The organism is Pseudomonas sp. B414, assembly GCF_055408445.1.
In genome coordinates, this window is record NZ_JBUZTQ010000002.1 from 167,303 (window position 1) to 182,701 (window position 15,399).

Below are 15,399 nucleotides of genomic sequence, written 5' to 3' on the forward strand. Positions count from 1 at the left end.
TTATTGTTGGTTAGCAGTTGTTCAGCGCCAGAAACGACTCTGCGGGTCCTGAGAGTCGCTCAGGCTCCAGCGCTGCTCCAGCTGGCCTGTGGCAGGGCTGACGCGCCAATGCACCTGGCGGTGCGCAGGTTTTGCGGTGGGAGCGGGTGTGGAAAAGGGCGATCTGGTCGAGCGGGCAAGGGTGGGCTCGCGTGACAGTTTTACGCGCATGCTGGAGGCAAAGGCGCGAACGCCGGGTAGTACATGGGTTTTGTAGGTCATAACACACCTCGTGACCGGACTGCTGCCGGTGAGGTCGTTACGTTGGAGCGTCAGGCTCTAGCGCAGTTGACCTCGCCGTGCAGGCGAGTCCCGTCAATGTCTGGGTTTGGTGCCCGGTGCTCCGCATTTACGGTGACCGGACAGCGACTAGATACTGTGTCCATTGGCTTCTTTTGTGAAGTTTATAGGCGGCCTGAATGACCGACCCGTGCAATCTACTCAGGGCGCCGGTGCAAGTCAATGTTTAAACCCGGCAAGTGTCTTCGGTACAGGAGCGGTTCAGGAAGTTTGGAAGTTGTCAGTGTTGTATTGGATATAAATTAAATGAGACAGAAAAGTTACAGTGGCACGAAGTCTCTATTATGACGCCAAGTCTGTGGAGCGAGCCTGCTCGCGATGCCAGCGACTCGCTGTGTCAGGCAAGCCGCAGTGATGCTATCGCGAGCAAGCCCGCTCCCACAGGTATTCCCGTGGGCTCTGTGAGCGGCGGTCAAATTGCGCGCACACAAAAACGCCCGGCAGAACCGGGCGTTTTGTATTGACTTGCTTAGCGAGCGCGGTAAGTGATGCGCCCTTTGCTCAAGTCATAGGGCGTCAGCTCGACGCGCACTTTGTCACCGGTAAGAATACGAATGTAGTTCTTGCGCATCTTGCCGGAGATATGCGCGGTTACGACGTGCCCATTTTCCAACTCCACACGAAACATGGTGTTGGGCAGGGTGTCGACGACAGTGCCTTCCATTTCGAAGCTGTCTTCTTTCGACATGCAGTAAAGCCCTCGGTGTCCAATGAATGGCCCGGTGCAACTGCGCCAGGCAAAAGCGGCGTGCATTGTGCCCGAAAAATGGGGTTTAAGCCAAGGGTTCAATCAAGAGAGCTCCATCTCTGATTAATCAGAAGCTCAATGGGCCGATATTCGGTCTTGTAATTCATCTTTTTGCAGTTCTTGATCCAGTACCCCAGGTACAGCGCGTCAAGCCCCAGACGGCGCGCTTCGGCGATTTGCCAGAGGATCCCGTAGCGGCCCAGGCTGCGACGCTCTTCGTCGGGATCGTAGAAGGTGTACACGGCAGACAGGCCATTGGGCAGCACATCAGTGACAGCGACCGCCAGCAGACGCCCGTCGAGGCGGAACTCGTAGAATTTAGAAAACGCCAGATCACGTACCAGAAAGGTCGAGAATTGATCGCGGCTGGGTGGGTACATATCGCCATCGGCATGCCGTTGTTCGATATAGCGCTGATACAGGTCGAAATTCTCTTCGCTGAACGCCGGCTTTACCGGCTGTACCTGTAAATCGGCGTTGCGCTTGAAAATGCGCTTTTGCTGACGATTGGGCATAAAGCGCGCAACCGGGATGCGCGCCGGGGTGCAGGCATCGCACTTGAGGCAATGCGGGCGATAGAGATGGTCGCCACTGCGCCGAAAACCCATCTCGGACAAATCGGCATAAACCTGCACATCCATCGGCTGACTGGGGTCGAGGAACAGCGTAGTGGCCTGCTCGTCAGGCAAGTAGCTGCATGCGTGAGGTTGAGTGGCATAAAACTTCAAGCGCGCCAACTCGGTCATGATAAGCCCTCGGGAAATCTTTGAATTAAGTGTAAGCCAGCGTACAAAAAGTCGCCTATAAAACCCATTTGGCTGGTGTGGGCTGATCCAGGTGTTTTTGCAAATACTCGGCAAATTGCTCACGCGGGATCGAGCGGGCGCCGAGGCTTTCGAGGTGGTCTGTAGGCATCTGGCAGTCAATCAGCACAAACCCCCATGCCTGCAGTTGCCTGACCAATGTAACAAAACCGAACTTTGAAGCATTGTCGGCGCGGCTGAACATGGACTCGCCAAAAAACAGCTGGCCCATTGCCAGGCCATACAATCCGCCTACCAGCTCGCCCTTGTCCCAGACTTCAACCGAATGGGCATGGCCGCGGGCGTGAAGCTCGATATAGGCGTTTTGCATATCGTCGGTAATCCAGGTGCCGTCCGCGTAGTCACGGGGTGCTGCACAGGCCTGGATTACGGCGGCAAAATCACGGTCAAAGCTGACTTGATAACGCTGTTGGCGCAACAGCTTGCCCAGGCTGCGGGACACGTGAAGCTCTTCAGGGAAGAGCACTGTGCGCGGATCCGGCGACCACCAGAGGATTGGCTGGCCTTCGCTGAACCACGGGAAGCAGCCATGCCGATAGGCCTGGATCAGCCGGTCAGCGGACAGGTCACCACCGGCGGCCAGCAGGCCGTTGGGCTCGCGCATGGCTTTACTCAGTGGCGGAAATATCAGGGTGTCGCGTTTTAACCAGGTCAGCATGGCATTGAGTCTTGCACAAGAAGGGGAGGGCGGCTGCAACTCTGTCACGCAAGTGCGGTCTCAGTCGATCTGCCAGTGAAATACAAGCTGTGTTTTGGCGGTGGTATAAGTCTTTGTCACAAAAGGTAATACATGCTCAAATTGGCGCTTCCCGGCCAGTTACGGCCAGCATGGCATCAACGGCGCAAACCCGTACAATGGCCTGCCTGTTTGAGCTGATCTAAACTGCTCCAGGTTGCTGCACGCAACGGCAGGTCATAATACAAGGCCGGTTTCATTTTAGGGTTGAGCGTGTCGCCTGTTCGAGATGAACAGTATTTTGCAGTCACATTAGTCAATTAATAGTTGGGCGCGCCACAGGCGCAGGAAAAGACCCGTTTTGAAGAAATCCACAGCAGCACCAAAAGTAGTCCCTCTCTGGCGTCAGCAATTGCACTACCGGCTAAAGGAGGGTGCATTGATCGCTATCGGCGCCCTGTGCCTGTTCCTGATGATGGCCCTGCTGACCTATGGCAAGGACGACCCCGGCTGGAGTCATAACAGCCGTGTCGTGGATGTGCAGAACTTCGGTGGGCCTGCCGGTTCCTACAGTGCCGACATCCTGTTTATGGTGCTGGGTTACTTTGCCTATATTTTCCCGCTGCTGCTGGCGGTCAAGGCGTACCAGATATTCCGCGAGCGGCATCAGCCCTGGCAGTGGAGCGGCTGGCTGTTCTCGTGGCGGCTGGTTGGCCTGATCTTCCTGGTGATCTCGGGCGCTGCCCTGGCCCATATCCATTTTCACTCTGCGTCGGGCCTGCCTGCGGGTGCTGGCGGTGCGCTGGGTGAAAGCCTGGGCGACCTGGCCAGGAATGCGCTGAATATCCAGGGCAGTACGCTGTTGCTGATCGCGTTGTTCCTGTTTGGCCTGACGGTGTTCACTGACCTGTCATGGTTCAAGGTCATGGATGTGACGGGCAAGATCACCCTGGACCTGTTCGAGCTGATCCAGGGCGCAGCCAATCGCTGGTGGGCCGAGCGCAACGAGCGCAAGCAACTGGTGGCGCAATTGCGCGAAGTGGATAACCGGGTCAGTGAAGTGGTAGCGCCCAGCGTTTCCGACAAGCGCGAGCAGGCCAAGGCCAAGGAACGCCTGATCGAACGCGAGCAGGCGCTGACCAAGCATATGTCCGAGCGTGAAAAACACGTACCGGCGGTGATCGCCCCGGCACCGCCCAAGGCCCCTGAGCCGAGCAAGCGCGTGCAGAAAGAAAAACAGGCGCCGCTGTTTGTCGACAGCGCGGTTGAAGGCACATTGCCGCCGATCTCGATTCTTGATCCGGCCGAGAAAAAACAGCTCAATTACTCGCCAGAATCGTTGGCAGCCGTAGGCCATCTGCTTGAAATCAAGCTCAAGGAATTTGGTGTAGAGGTCACGGTGGACTCGATTCACCCAGGTCCCGTGATTACCCGTTACGAAATCCAGCCTGCAGCCGGAGTCAAGGTCAGCCGTATTTCCAACCTGGCCAAAGACCTGGCGCGTTCGCTGGCCGTGACCAGTGTGCGGGTGGTTGAAGTGATTCCGGGCAAGACCACGGTCGGTATCGAGATCCCCAACGAAGACCGCCAGATCGTGCGGTTCTCCGAAGTACTGTCGACTCCCGAGTACGACAATGCCAAGTCCCCGGTAGCATTGGCCCTGGGCCATGATATTGGCGGGCGGCCGGTGATTACCGACCTGGCAAAAATGCCGCACTTGCTGGTGGCCGGTACCACCGGTTCCGGCAAGTCCGTGGGCGTGAACGCCATGATCCTGTCGATCCTGTTCAAGTCTGGCCCCGAAGACGCCAAATTGATCATGATCGACCCGAAGATGCTTGAGCTGTCGATCTATGAAGGCATCCCGCATCTGCTGTGCCCGGTGGTCACCGACATGAAGGACGCCGCCAACGCCCTGCGCTGGAGCGTTGCCGAGATGGAGCGCCGCTACAAGTTGATGGCCAAGATGGGCGTGCGTAACCTGGCCGGCTTCAACCAGAAGGTCAAGGACGCCCAGGACGCTGGCGAGCCGCTGGTCGACCCGCTGTACAAGCGCGAAAGTATTCACGACGAAGCGCCGTTGCTGGTGAAATTGCCGACCATCGTGGTGGTGGTCGACGAATTTGCCGACATGATGATGATCGTCGGCAAGAAAGTTGAAGAGCTGATCGCCCGTATTGCGCAAAAGGCGCGTGCTGCGGGTATTCACTTGATCCTCGCCACCCAGCGCCCGTCGGTGGACGTGATCACCGGCCTGATCAAGGCCAACATCCCGACCCGTATGGCGTTCCAGGTGTCGAGCAAGATCGACTCGCGCACCATCATCGACCAGGGTGGCGCCGAGCAATTGCTGGGCCATGGTGACATGCTCTATATGCCGCCGGGTACCAGCCTGCCAATCCGGGTTCACGGCGCGTTTGTCTCCGACGACGAAGTCCACCGCGTGGTTGAGGCCTGGAAGCTGCGCGGTTCGCCGGACTACAACGAAGACATTCTTGCCGGTGTTGAAGAACCTGGCAGCGGCTTTGATGGCGGCAGCGGCGATGGCGGTGATGATGCTGAAACCGATGCGCTGTATGACGAAGCCGTACAGTTCGTGCTGGAAAGCCGTCGCGCCTCGATCTCTGCGGTTCAGCGCAAGTTGAAGATCGGCTACAACCGGGCGGCACGAATGATTGAATCCATGGAGATGGCCGGGGTCGTAACCTCTATGAACACCAATGGCTCGCGTGAAGTACTGGCGCCAGCCCCGATGCGCGAGTGATCTGCACGCCAGGGTTTCAATGAGCGGGCTCCAACTAAATCAATGAGGATTTCCATGCGTTTTGTCAGCATGCTGTTGCTACCGGTACTGGCTTTTACCTCGCTGTCGGCCCATGCCGATGCCGAAAGTGTGAAACGCCTGGGTCAATTGCTGGGTTCCGATACCATCACTGCGCGCTTTTCACAGCTGACGCTTGATGGCAGCGGTACCCAGTTGCAGGAAACTGCCGGTGAAATGTCGGTAAAGCGTCCGGGGCTGTTCTACTGGCACACCGATGCGCCACAAGAACAATTGATGGTTTCCGATGGCCAGAAAGTTTCCCTGTGGGATCCGGACCTGGAGCAGGTTACGATCAAAAAGCTTGATCAGCGCCTGACCCAGACTCCGGCCCTGTTGCTGTCGGGTGATGTATCGAAAATCAGCGAAAGCTTCGATATCACCTCCAAGCAGGCGGGTGACGTGATGGACTTCACCCTCAAGCCCAAGACCAAGGACACCCTGTTCGACTCCCTGCGCCTGTCGTTTCGCGGCGGCAAGATCAACGACATGCAGTTGATCGACAGCGTGGGCCAGCGCACCAACATCCTGTTCACCGGGGTCAAGGTCAACGAGCCGATTCCTGCGTCCAAGTTCAAGTTCGATATCCCGAAGGGTGCCGACGTGATCCAGGAATAAGCCGCAAGATCTGTGGCTGGCTTGCCTGCGATTGCATCAACCCATTATCCGGGTAAACCGCGTCGACTGCATCGCAGGCAAGCCAGCTCCACAGTCATTTGCAACCAGAGGTTTTGTAAGTACTCATGGATCTGTTTCGAAGTGCTCCGATTGCTCAGCCCCTGGCTGCCCGTCTGCGTGCGGCCAACCTGGACGAATATGTCGGTCAGCAGCACCTGCTCGCTCGCGGCAAGCCCCTGCGTGAAGCACTGGAGCAGGGCGCACTGCATTCGATGATCTTCTGGGGCCCGCCGGGTGTGGGTAAAACCACCCTGGCACGGCTGCTGGCGGAAGTCTCGGATGCGCATTTCGAAACCGTTTCGGCGGTACTGGCCGGGGTCAAGGAGATCCGCCAGGCCGTTGAAATTGCCAAGCAGCAGGCAGGCCAGTATGGCCGCCGGACCATCCTGTTTGTCGACGAAGTGCATCGCTTCAACAAGTCGCAGCAAGATGCGTTCTTGCCCTATGTCGAAGATGGCACCCTGATTTTTATCGGTGCCACCACGGAAAACCCTTCTTTTGAGCTGAACAACGCACTGCTCTCGCGGGCGCGGGTGTATGTGCTCAAAAGCCTCGACGAAGCGGCCCTGCTCAAGCTGGTGCAACGTGCGTTGACGGAAGACAAGGGCCTGGGCAAGCGCGGCCTGACCCTGAGCGAAGAGGGCTTCCAGATTTTGCTGCGGGCCACTGACGGTGATGGCCGGCGCATGCTCAACCTGCTGGAGAACGCCTCGGATCTGGCCGAAGACCACAGCGAGATAGGCACCGACCTGTTGCACAACCTGCTGGGCGATACCCAGCGGCGTTTCGACAAGGGCGGCGAAGCCTTTTACGACCAGATCTCGGCCTTGCACAAGTCGGTACGCGGTTCCAACCCGGATGGTGCCCTGTACTGGTTTGCACGGATGATCGACGGCGGCTGCGACCCGCTGTATATCGCCCGGCGTGTGGTGCGCATGGCCAGCGAGGATATCGGCAACGCCGATCCCCGCGCCCTGAGCCTGTGCCTGTCGGCCTGGGACGTGCAAGAGCGCCTTGGCAGCCCTGAAGGCGAGCTGGCGGTGGCCCAGGCCATTACCTATCTGGCCTGCGCGCCAAAAAGCAATGCAGTGTATATGGGCTTCAAGGCTGCACTGCGCAGCGCCGCCGAATACGGTTCGCTCGAAGTGCCGCTGCATTTGCGCAACGCGCCGACCAAGCTGATGAAGCAACTGGGCTACGGCGACGAATACCGCTACGCCCATGACGAGCCCGACGCTTATGCTGCCGGCGAGGACTACTACCCCGACGAGCTGGAGCCATTGCAGCTGTATCAGCCCGTACCGCGGGGGCTGGAGCTGAAAATCGGCGAGAAGCTCAAACACCTTGCCGCCCTCGATCGGGCCAGCCCCATTCAGCGGAGAAAACCGTGATTCCATTGGTTGTAGCCGTCTCGGTGGGCGGCATTGCTGGTACCTTGTTGCGCTTTGCCACGGGAAACTGGATCAACGCCAATTGGCCGCGGCACTTTTATACCGCGACATTGGCCGTTAATATCGTGGGCTGCCTGCTGATTGGCATCCTTTACGGACTTTTTCTGATACGCCCGGAAGTACCGATTGAAGTCCGTGCCGGGCTGATGGTCGGTTTCCTGGGTGGTTTGACCACTTTTTCATCCTTTTCACTGGATACGGTGCGCCTGCTTGAAAGCGGGCAAGTGCCACTGGCACTGGGCTACGCGGCCCTCAGCGTATTCGGCGGGCTGCTCGCGACCTGGGCTGGCCTGTCCCTGACCAAACTTTGATAAACGAGAAACCGACATGCTTGATTCCAAACTGTTACGTAGCAACCTGCAGGACGTAGCGGATCGCCTGGCATCCCGTGGCTTCAAGCTGGACGTGGCGCGCATTGACGCGCTGGAAGCCAAGCGTAAAGAAGTCCAGACCCTGACCGAGAAGCTGCAGGCCGAGCGCAATGCCATCTCCAAAAGCATTGGCCAGGCCAAGGCTCGCGGTGAAGATATCGCGCCACTGATGGCCAGCGTTGAAACCATGGGCAGCGATCTGGCCAATGGCAAGGTTGAGCTGGAAGCGATCCAGAGCGAACTTGATTCGATCCTGCTGGGCCTGCCTAACCTGCCGGATGCTTCCGTGCCAGTGGGTGCTGACGAAGACGACAACGTCGAAATCCGTCGCTGGGGCACGCCGACTGCCTTCGACTTTGAGATCAAGGATCACGTCGCCCTGGGCGAGCAACACGGCTGGCTGGACTTTGAAACCGCCGCCAAGCTGTCCGGTGCCCGCTTTGCCTTGCTGCGCGGCCCGATTGCCCGCCTGCATCGCGCTCTGGCGCAGTTCATGATCAACCTGCACACCGGCGAGCACGGCTACGAAGAGGCCTACACGCCTTATCTGGTGCAGGCACCTGCATTGCAGGGCACTGGCCAGTTGCCGAAGTTCGAAGAAGAGCTGTTCAAGATCAGCCGCGAAGGCGAAGCTGACTTCTACCTGATTCCTACCGCCGAAGTGACGCTGACCAATATCGTTGCAGGCGAGATCGTCGAGCACAAAGCCCTGCCGATCAAGTTTGTGGCGCACACGCCGTGCTTCCGCAGCGAGGCAGGTGCATCGGGTCGCGATACCCGCGGCATGATCCGCCAGCACCAGTTCGACAAGGTTGAAATGGTCCAGATCGTTGAGCCGTCCACTTCGATGGATGCGCTGGAAGGTCTGGTCGGCAATGCCGAGAAAGTCCTGCAACTGCTGGAGCTGCCATACCGCACCCTGGCGCTGTGCACTGGTGACATGGGCTTTAGCGCGGTCAAGACCTACGATCTGGAAGTGTGGATCCCGAGCCAGGACAAGTACCGCGAAATTTCGTCGTGCTCCAACTGCGGTGATTTCCAGGCCCGTCGTATGCAGGCACGTTTCCGTAATCCGGAAACCGGCAAGCCTGAACTGGTTCACACCCTGAACGGTTCCGGTCTGGCTGTAGGCCGCACTTTGGTAGCCGTGTTGGAAAACTACCAGCAGGCAGACGGCTCGGTTCGCGTGCCTGACGTACTCAAGCCTTACATGGGCGGCGTTGAGGTCATCGGCTAAATGGAGTTTCTGCCGCTGTTTCATAACCTGCGTGGCAGCCGTGTACTGGTGGTCGGCGGTGGCGAGATTGCCTTGCGCAAATCCCGGCTGCTGGCCGATGCCGGTGCGGTGCTGCGGGTGGTCGCACCCGCCATAGAGCCCCAGTTGTGCGAGTTGATAAACAGCAGCGGTGGCGAACAGGTGCTGCGCGGATATGTTGAGAGCGACCTTGAAGGTTGTGTGCTGATTATCGCCGCCACCGACGATGAGCCACTCAACGCCCAGGTCTCCGCCGATGCCCATCGTCGCTGTGTGCCGGTCAATGTGGTGGATGCGCCTGCCTTATGCAGCGTAATCTTCCCCGCGATTGTCGACCGTTCGCCGTTGATTATTGCCGTATCCAGTGGCGGTGATGCACCGGTGCTGGCGCGGTTGATCCGCGCCAAGATCGAAACCTGGATTCCTTCGACCTACGGTCAACTGGCGGGGCTTGCTGCGCGTTTTCGTAGCCAGGTCAAAGGCTTGTTCCCGGACGTGCAACAGCGTCGCGGTTTTTGGGAAGATGTGTTCCAGGGCCCGATTGCCGATCGCCAGCTAGCCGGGCAGGGTGCTGAAGCCGAGCGTTTGCTGCTGGCCAAGATCAAGGGTGAAGCTGCCCAGACCACTGGTGAGGTTTATCTGGTCGGTGCCGGGCCGGGTGATCCGGACTTGCTGACCTTCCGTGCGCTACGCCTGATGCAACAGGCAGACGTGGTGCTCTACGACCGTTTGGTGGCTCCGGCGATTCTTGAGCTGTGCCGTCGCGATGCCGAGCGTGTTTATGTGGGCAAGCGTCGTGCCGATCATGCGGTGCCGCAAGAGCAGATCAACCAGCAACTGGTGGACCTGGCCAAGCAGGGCAAGCGCGTGGTGCGGCTCAAGGGCGGTGATCCGTTTATCTTTGGCCGTGGTGGCGAAGAGATCGAAGAGCTGGCTGCCCACGGGATTCCGTTCCAGGTGGTGCCGGGCATCACCGCGGCCAGTGGTTGCGCGGCTTATGCCGGTATCCCGTTGACCCATCGTGACTACGCACAATCTGTGCGTTTTGTGACGGGCCATTTGAAAGACGGCACCAGCAACCTGCCCTGGAATGATCTGGTGGCTCCGGCTCAGACACTGGTCTTCTATATGGGCCTGGTTGGCTTGCCAATTATCTGTGAGCAACTGATCAAGCACGGTCGTTCGGCTGATACCCCAGCGGCGTTGATCCAGCAAGGTACGACGTCCAATCAGCGTGTCTTTACCGGCACCTTGAAGGATTTGCCGACGTTGGTGGCGGAGCATGAGGTTCATGCGCCGACATTGGTGATCGTGGGTGAAGTGGTATTGCTGCGTGAGAAGCTGAAGTGGTTTGAAGGCGCTCAGTCGCAGGTCTAGCCTCGAGAGCCACTCTTGTGGGAGCGGGCTTGCTCGCGATGCAAACAATGCGGTCTATCAGACGGACCGCGTAGATGCCATCGCGAGCAAGCCCGCTCCCACAGACTCCTCAGGGTGCTTTTAGCCCCGATTATCCCCCACCAGACTCTCAACCGACGGCACCCGAGTGTCACTCTCCATCTGCGCATCGTGCTCCAGCTGATGGCTGAACCTGTCCAGTGATCCCTGCGCTGGCTGCGCATCGCTGGCAAATACTGGCGGGCTAAGCATGTAGGCACCCAGCAAACGGCTCAAGGCTGCCAGGCTGTCGATATGGGTACGTTCATAACCGTGGGTCGCATCACAACCGAATGCCAGCAAGGCGCAACGAATATCGTGCCCTGCCGTCACCGCCGAATGAGCATCGCTGAAGTAATACCTGAACATGTCCCGCCGCACCGGCAGTTCATTGTCACTGGCCAGACGTAGCAGATGCCGCGACAGATGATAGTCATACGGCCCGCCCGAATCCTGCATCGCCACGCTCACCGCGTGCTCGCTGGAATGCTGGCCCGGTGCAACCGGAGCAATATCGATCCCCACAAACTCACTGACATCCCATGGCAGGGCGGCTGCAGCGCCATTGCCGATTTCTTCGGTGATGGTAAACAGTGGATGACAGTCGATCAGCGGTTGTTCGCCACTTTCCACAATGGCTTTCAAGGCTGCGAGCAGGGCCGCTACCCCGGCCTTGTCGTCCAGATGCCGGGCACTGATATGCCCGCTTTCAGTGAATTCCGGCAGCGGGTCAAACGCCACGAAATCGCCGATATTGATCCCCAGCGAGTCGCAGTCGGCCCGGGTAGCGCAGTAGGCATCCAGTCGTAACTCGATGTGATCCCAACTGACTGGCAGCTCATCCACGGCGGTATTGAATGCATGACCTGACGCCATCAATGGCAACACACTGCCGCGAATCACGCCATTGTCGGTAAACAGGCTGACACGGCTGCCTTCGGCAAAACGACTTGACCAGCAGCCGACGGGCGCCAACACCAGCCGACCATTGTCCTTGATCGCCCGCACGCTGGCGCCAATAGTGTCCAAGTGTGCCGAAACAGCGCGGTCCGGGCTGCTCTGCTGACCTTTGAGGGTGGCGCGCAAGGTGCCGCGTCGGGTCAGTTCAAAGGGAATGCCCAACTCGTCCAGGCGTTCTGCCACATAACGCACGATGGTGTCGGTAAAACCGGTGGGGCTGGGAATGGCGAGCATTTCCAGCAATACCCGTTGCAGGTAGTCGAGATCGGGTTCAGGGAGGTTGCGATTCATAAAAACTCCTGAGGGACGGTCAGCTACAGAGCAGGCTGACTGTGGGGGAAGAGCAGATCGATAAAACGTTCGGCGGTTGGCTGCGGCTCATGGTTGGCCAGGCCTGCGCGTTCGTTGGCTTCGATAAAGACATACTCGGGCTGATCGGCCGCGGGGACCATCAGGTCAAGCCCGACCACCGGGATATCCAGGACCCGGGCTGCGCGGATGGCGGCGTCGGCCAATACCGGGTGCAGCACCTCGGTGACATCCTCCAGGCACCCGCCGGTATGCAGGTTGGCGGTACGGCGCACAGCGAGAACCTGCCCGGCAGGCAGGATACTGTCGTACTCATAACCTGCGGCCTGCACGGCGCGCAGGGTTTCTGCGTCCAGCGGGATACGGCTTTCACCTTCGGTGGCAGCCTGACGGCGGCGGCTTTGGGCTTCGATCAGGCGCTGGACGCTGTGCAGGCCATCACCCATCACTTGCGCGGGGCGACGGATGGCTGCCGCTACTACCTCAAAGCCGATCACCACAATTCGCAGGTCCAGCCCTTCATGGAAGCTTTCCAGCAATACCCGGCTATCGAATTTGCGCGCAGCCTCAATGGCCTGTTGTACCTGCTCGATGCTGGTCAGATCCACCGCCACGCCATTACCTTGCTCGCCATCCACGGGTTTGACCACCACCCGCGAATGCAGCTCAAGAAAACCCAGGTTGTCATCGGCATTACCGGCCAGTTGCTGGCTGGGCACGTTCAGGCCTGCCTGGCTCAACACCTTGTGGGTCAGGCATTTGTCCTGGCACAGGCTCATGCTGATGGCGCTGGTCAGATCAGTCAGCGACTCGCGGCAACGTATCCGCCGGCCGCCGTGATTCAGGGTAAACAGCCCCGCAATTGCGTCGTCAATATGCACATCAATGCCGCGTCGGTAAGCCTCTTCGACCAGAATTCGCGCATAGGAATTGAGCCCGGCTTCAGGGCCGGGGCCGAGAAACAGGGGCTGGTTGATGCCGTTCTTGCGTTTGATGGCAAAGGTCGACAGGGTGCGAAAACCCAGCTTGGCATAGAGGTTTTTGGCCGAAGCATTATCGTGCAGTACTGACAGATCCAGATAGCTCAGGCCGCGGCTCATAAAGTGCTCGATCAGATGCCGTACCAGCACTTCACCGACCCCTGGCCGCGAACACTGCGGGTCTACCGCCAGGCACCATAGGCTGCTGCCGTTTTCGGGATCCTGGAATGCAGTGTGGTGATTCAAGCCCATTACGCTGCCAATCACCGCGCCACTGTCCTCGTCTTCGGCCATCCAGTACACCGGCCCGCCCTGAACACGTGATGTGAGCAATGTCGGGTCGATGGGCAGCATGGAGCGTGCTTGATACAGGGTGTTGATCGCGTGCCAGTCCGCCTCGCTTTGTGCCCGGCGGATACGGAAGCCGCGAAACACCCGGGTGGCCTGGCGGTAATCGGTAAACCACAGGCGCAAGGTGTCCGACGGATCGAGAAACAGTTGCTGCGGCGATTGCGCCAGAACCTGTTGGGGGGCGGCGACGTACAGTGCAATGTCGCGCTCGCCGGTTTGTTCGTTGAGCAGTTCACTGGCCAGGCTGGCCGGGTCGGGGAACGTATGGCCGATCAGCAATCGGCCCCAGCCGCAATGTACGGCTACAGGCTGGGCATCCAGTGAACTGCCGTCTTCGGCGAAACGCGCCAGTAATCGCTCATAGGACGGACTTTGCCCCCGTAACAAGCGTTGGTTATAGGCTGTGGCGAGAGGTTTCATGGGTCAGATTCCTTGTTCGCTCAGCCAGAGATTGAGAGCAGCCAGTTGCCATAGTTTCGAGCCGTTGAGTGGCGTCAGTTGGCTTTCGGGGTTGGTCAGCAGGCGATCGAGCATGGCGGGTTGGAACAGGCCGCGATCCTGACTCGGGTCGAGCAGCAGTTCGCGCACCCAGCCCAGCGTATCGCCTTGCAAATGCTTAAGACCGGGCACCGGGAAGTAACCTTTTTTGCGATCGATTACTTCACTGGGTATCACCAGTCGCGCAGCTTCCTTGAGCACTTGCTTGCCGCCGTCGGGGAGCTTGAAACGGGCTGGAATACGCGCTGAGAGTTCGGCCAGCCGGTAATCGAGAAATGGCGTACGGGCTTCAAGTCCCCAGGCCATGGTCATGTTGTCGACTCGCTTGACCGGGTCGTCCACCAGCATCACCGTGCTGTCCAGGCGCAAGGCCTTGTCCACCCCGGCTTGAGCGCCTGGCTGAGCGAAATGCTGGCGCACAAAGTCCCCGGCGGCATCGTTGGCCGTAAGCCATTGGGGTTGGACAGTGGCAGTGTAATCCTCGTAACTGCGGTCAAAAAACGCTTCGCGATAAGCGGCATAGGGGTCGCTGGCGCCGTCAACCTGCGGATACCAGTGATAGCCGGCAAACAGCTCGTCGGCACCCTGACCGCTTTGCACCACCTTGCAATGCTTGGCCACTTCCCGTGACAGCAAGTAAAACGCAATGCAGTCATGGCTGACCATCGGCTCGCTCATGGCGCGGAATGCGGCGGGCAGTTGCTCGATGATTTCGTGTTCGCCAATGCGCAATTGGTGATGACGGGTGCCGTAGTGTTTGGCAATCAAGTCCGAGTACTGGAATTCATCACCGCGCTCACCACCCGCGTCTTCAAAACCGATGGAAAAGGTCGACAGATCCTGTACGCCAACATCCCGTAGCAAACCTACCAGCAAACTGGAATCGACGCCGCCCGAGAGCAACACGCCGACATCCACCGCCGCCCGCTGGCGAATGGCCACGGCCTCGCGAGTGCTGTCGAGCACACGGTCACGCCAGTCTTCGAGGGTCAGGTTGACTTCGTCGGCATGGGGGCCGTAGGGCAGGGTCCACCAGGTTTTCTGCTCGGTGTGACCGTCGGCGTCAATGCGCATCCAGGTGGCGGGTGGCAGCTTTTCAATCCCGGCGATCAAGGTTCGCGGTGCAGGCACCACAGCATGGAAATTCAGATAGTGGTTGAGTGCAACCGGGTCAAGCATCGGGTTGATATCGCCGCCTTTGAGCAGGGCTGGCAAGGTCGATGCAAAGCGCAGGCGTTTTTCGGTACAGGACAGGTACAGCGGTTTCACCCCCAGACGGTCGCGGGCGATAAACAGGCGTTGGCTATCGCGCTCCCAGATGGCAAAGGCAAACATACCGTTGAGCTTGGGCAGCAGCGCTTCGCCCCAGGCATGGTAGCCCTTGAGCAGCACTTCGGTGTCGCCATCGGAGTAAAAGCTGTAGCCAAGACCTTCCAGTTCGGTACGCAACTCGGGGAAGTTGTAGATGGCGCCATTAAAGGCCAGTGACAGGCCCAGTTGGCCGTCGACCATTGGCTGGGCCGAGCCATCGGACAGGTCCATGATTTTCAGCCGCCGGTGACCGAGGGCAATGGGCCCCTGGCTGTGGAAACCCCAGGCATCGGGGCCACGTGGAGCAAGGTGGTGGGTGATGCGTTCGATGGCGGCCAGATCGGCAGCCTGATGATCAAAACGTAACTCTCCAGCTAATCCGCACATGGTGTG

13 protein-coding genes are annotated in these 15,399 nt (G+C 59.0%); 6 read left to right on the forward strand and 7 right to left on the reverse strand.

All coding sequences use genetic code 11. The annotated features are described in order from the left end of the window. Positions 1 to 21 precede the first annotated feature (21 nt). The 4 genes from ACZRMH_RS02965 to aat form a co-directional block, all read right to left on the reverse strand. A complete protein-coding gene (locus ACZRMH_RS02965) occupies positions 22 to 261 on the reverse strand; it encodes a hypothetical protein (RefSeq protein WP_464012079.1) in 240 nt (79 codons plus the stop codon). Between the two features lie 547 nt (positions 262 to 808). After that, positions 809 to 1,027, reverse strand: coding sequence for a translation initiation factor IF-1 (gene infA / locus ACZRMH_RS02970; RefSeq protein WP_002553999.1), 219 nt, complete (start codon positions 1,025 to 1,027; stop codon positions 809 to 811). Positions 1,028 to 1,125: 98 nt separating this feature from the next. After that, positions 1,126 to 1,833 (reverse strand): arginyltransferase, encoded by a 708-nt coding sequence (locus ACZRMH_RS02975; protein WP_464012080.1) that lies wholly within the window; start codon positions 1,831 to 1,833, stop codon positions 1,126 to 1,128. A gap of 55 nt (positions 1,834 to 1,888) precedes the next feature. Beyond that, the gene (aat, locus tag ACZRMH_RS02980; protein WP_464012081.1) at positions 1,889 to 2,569 is read right to left on the reverse strand and encodes a leucyl/phenylalanyl-tRNA--protein transferase; all 681 of its coding nucleotides are present in this window, start codon (positions 2,567 to 2,569) and stop codon (positions 1,889 to 1,891) included. 337 nt (positions 2,570 to 2,906) lie between these two features. Here aat and ftsK point away from each other — a divergent pair, with 337 nt between their 5' ends. The 6 genes from ftsK to cysG all read left to right on the forward strand — a co-directional run bounded on the left by ftsK (position 2,907) and on the right by cysG (position 10,540). Continuing rightward, positions 2,907 to 5,351, forward strand: a complete 2,445-nt coding sequence (gene ftsK, locus ACZRMH_RS02985; RefSeq protein WP_464012187.1) for a DNA translocase FtsK — start codon at positions 2,907 to 2,909, stop codon at positions 5,349 to 5,351. A 54-nt stretch (positions 5,352 to 5,405) separates the two neighbouring features. Continuing rightward, positions 5,406 to 6,026 (forward strand): outer membrane lipoprotein periplasmic chaperone LolA, encoded by a 621-nt coding sequence (lolA, locus tag ACZRMH_RS02990; RefSeq protein WP_464012082.1) that lies wholly within the window; start codon positions 5,406 to 5,408, stop codon positions 6,024 to 6,026. A gap of 125 nt (positions 6,027 to 6,151) precedes the next feature. After that, positions 6,152 to 7,477: a replication-associated recombination protein A gene (locus ACZRMH_RS02995; RefSeq protein WP_464012083.1), complete on the forward strand. Its 1,326-nt coding sequence runs from the start codon at positions 6,152 to 6,154 to the stop codon at positions 7,475 to 7,477. After that, positions 7,474 to 7,848, forward strand: a complete 375-nt coding sequence (gene crcB, locus ACZRMH_RS03000) for a fluoride efflux transporter CrcB (RefSeq protein ID WP_464012084.1) — start codon at positions 7,474 to 7,476, stop codon at positions 7,846 to 7,848. The genes ACZRMH_RS02995 and crcB overlap by 4 nt, the downstream gene beginning before the upstream one ends. A 16-nt stretch (positions 7,849 to 7,864) precedes the next feature. Next, on the forward strand, positions 7,865 to 9,145 hold the full coding sequence (gene serS / locus ACZRMH_RS03005) for a serine--tRNA ligase (protein ID WP_464012085.1): 1,281 nt from the start codon (positions 7,865 to 7,867) through the stop codon (positions 9,143 to 9,145). After that, the gene (cysG, locus tag ACZRMH_RS03010; RefSeq protein WP_464012086.1) at positions 9,146 to 10,540 is read left to right on the forward strand and encodes a siroheme synthase CysG; all 1,395 of its coding nucleotides are present in this window, start codon (positions 9,146 to 9,148) and stop codon (positions 10,538 to 10,540) included. A gap of 120 nt (positions 10,541 to 10,660) precedes the next feature. On the opposite strand, the gene ACZRMH_RS03015 is transcribed toward cysG, so the two are convergent. The 3 genes from ACZRMH_RS03015 to ACZRMH_RS03025 are packed head-to-tail and all read right to left on the reverse strand — an operon-like array spanning position 10,661 to position 15,393. Further along, positions 10,661 to 11,848 carry an osmoprotectant NAGGN system M42 family peptidase gene (locus ACZRMH_RS03015; RefSeq protein WP_464012087.1) on the reverse strand — a complete coding sequence of 396 codons (1,188 nt, stop codon included), beginning with the start codon at positions 11,846 to 11,848 and terminating at the stop codon, positions 10,661 to 10,663. 23 nt (positions 11,849 to 11,871) lie between these two features. Beyond that, positions 11,872 to 13,617: an N-acetylglutaminylglutamine synthetase gene (ngg, locus tag ACZRMH_RS03020; RefSeq protein WP_464012088.1), complete on the reverse strand. Its 1,746-nt coding sequence runs from the start codon at positions 13,615 to 13,617 to the stop codon at positions 11,872 to 11,874. Between the two features lie 3 nt (positions 13,618 to 13,620). Next, a complete protein-coding gene (locus ACZRMH_RS03025) occupies positions 13,621 to 15,393 on the reverse strand; it encodes an N-acetylglutaminylglutamine amidotransferase (protein ID WP_464012089.1) in 1,773 nt (590 codons plus the stop codon). Positions 15,394 to 15,399 lie beyond the last annotated feature (6 nt).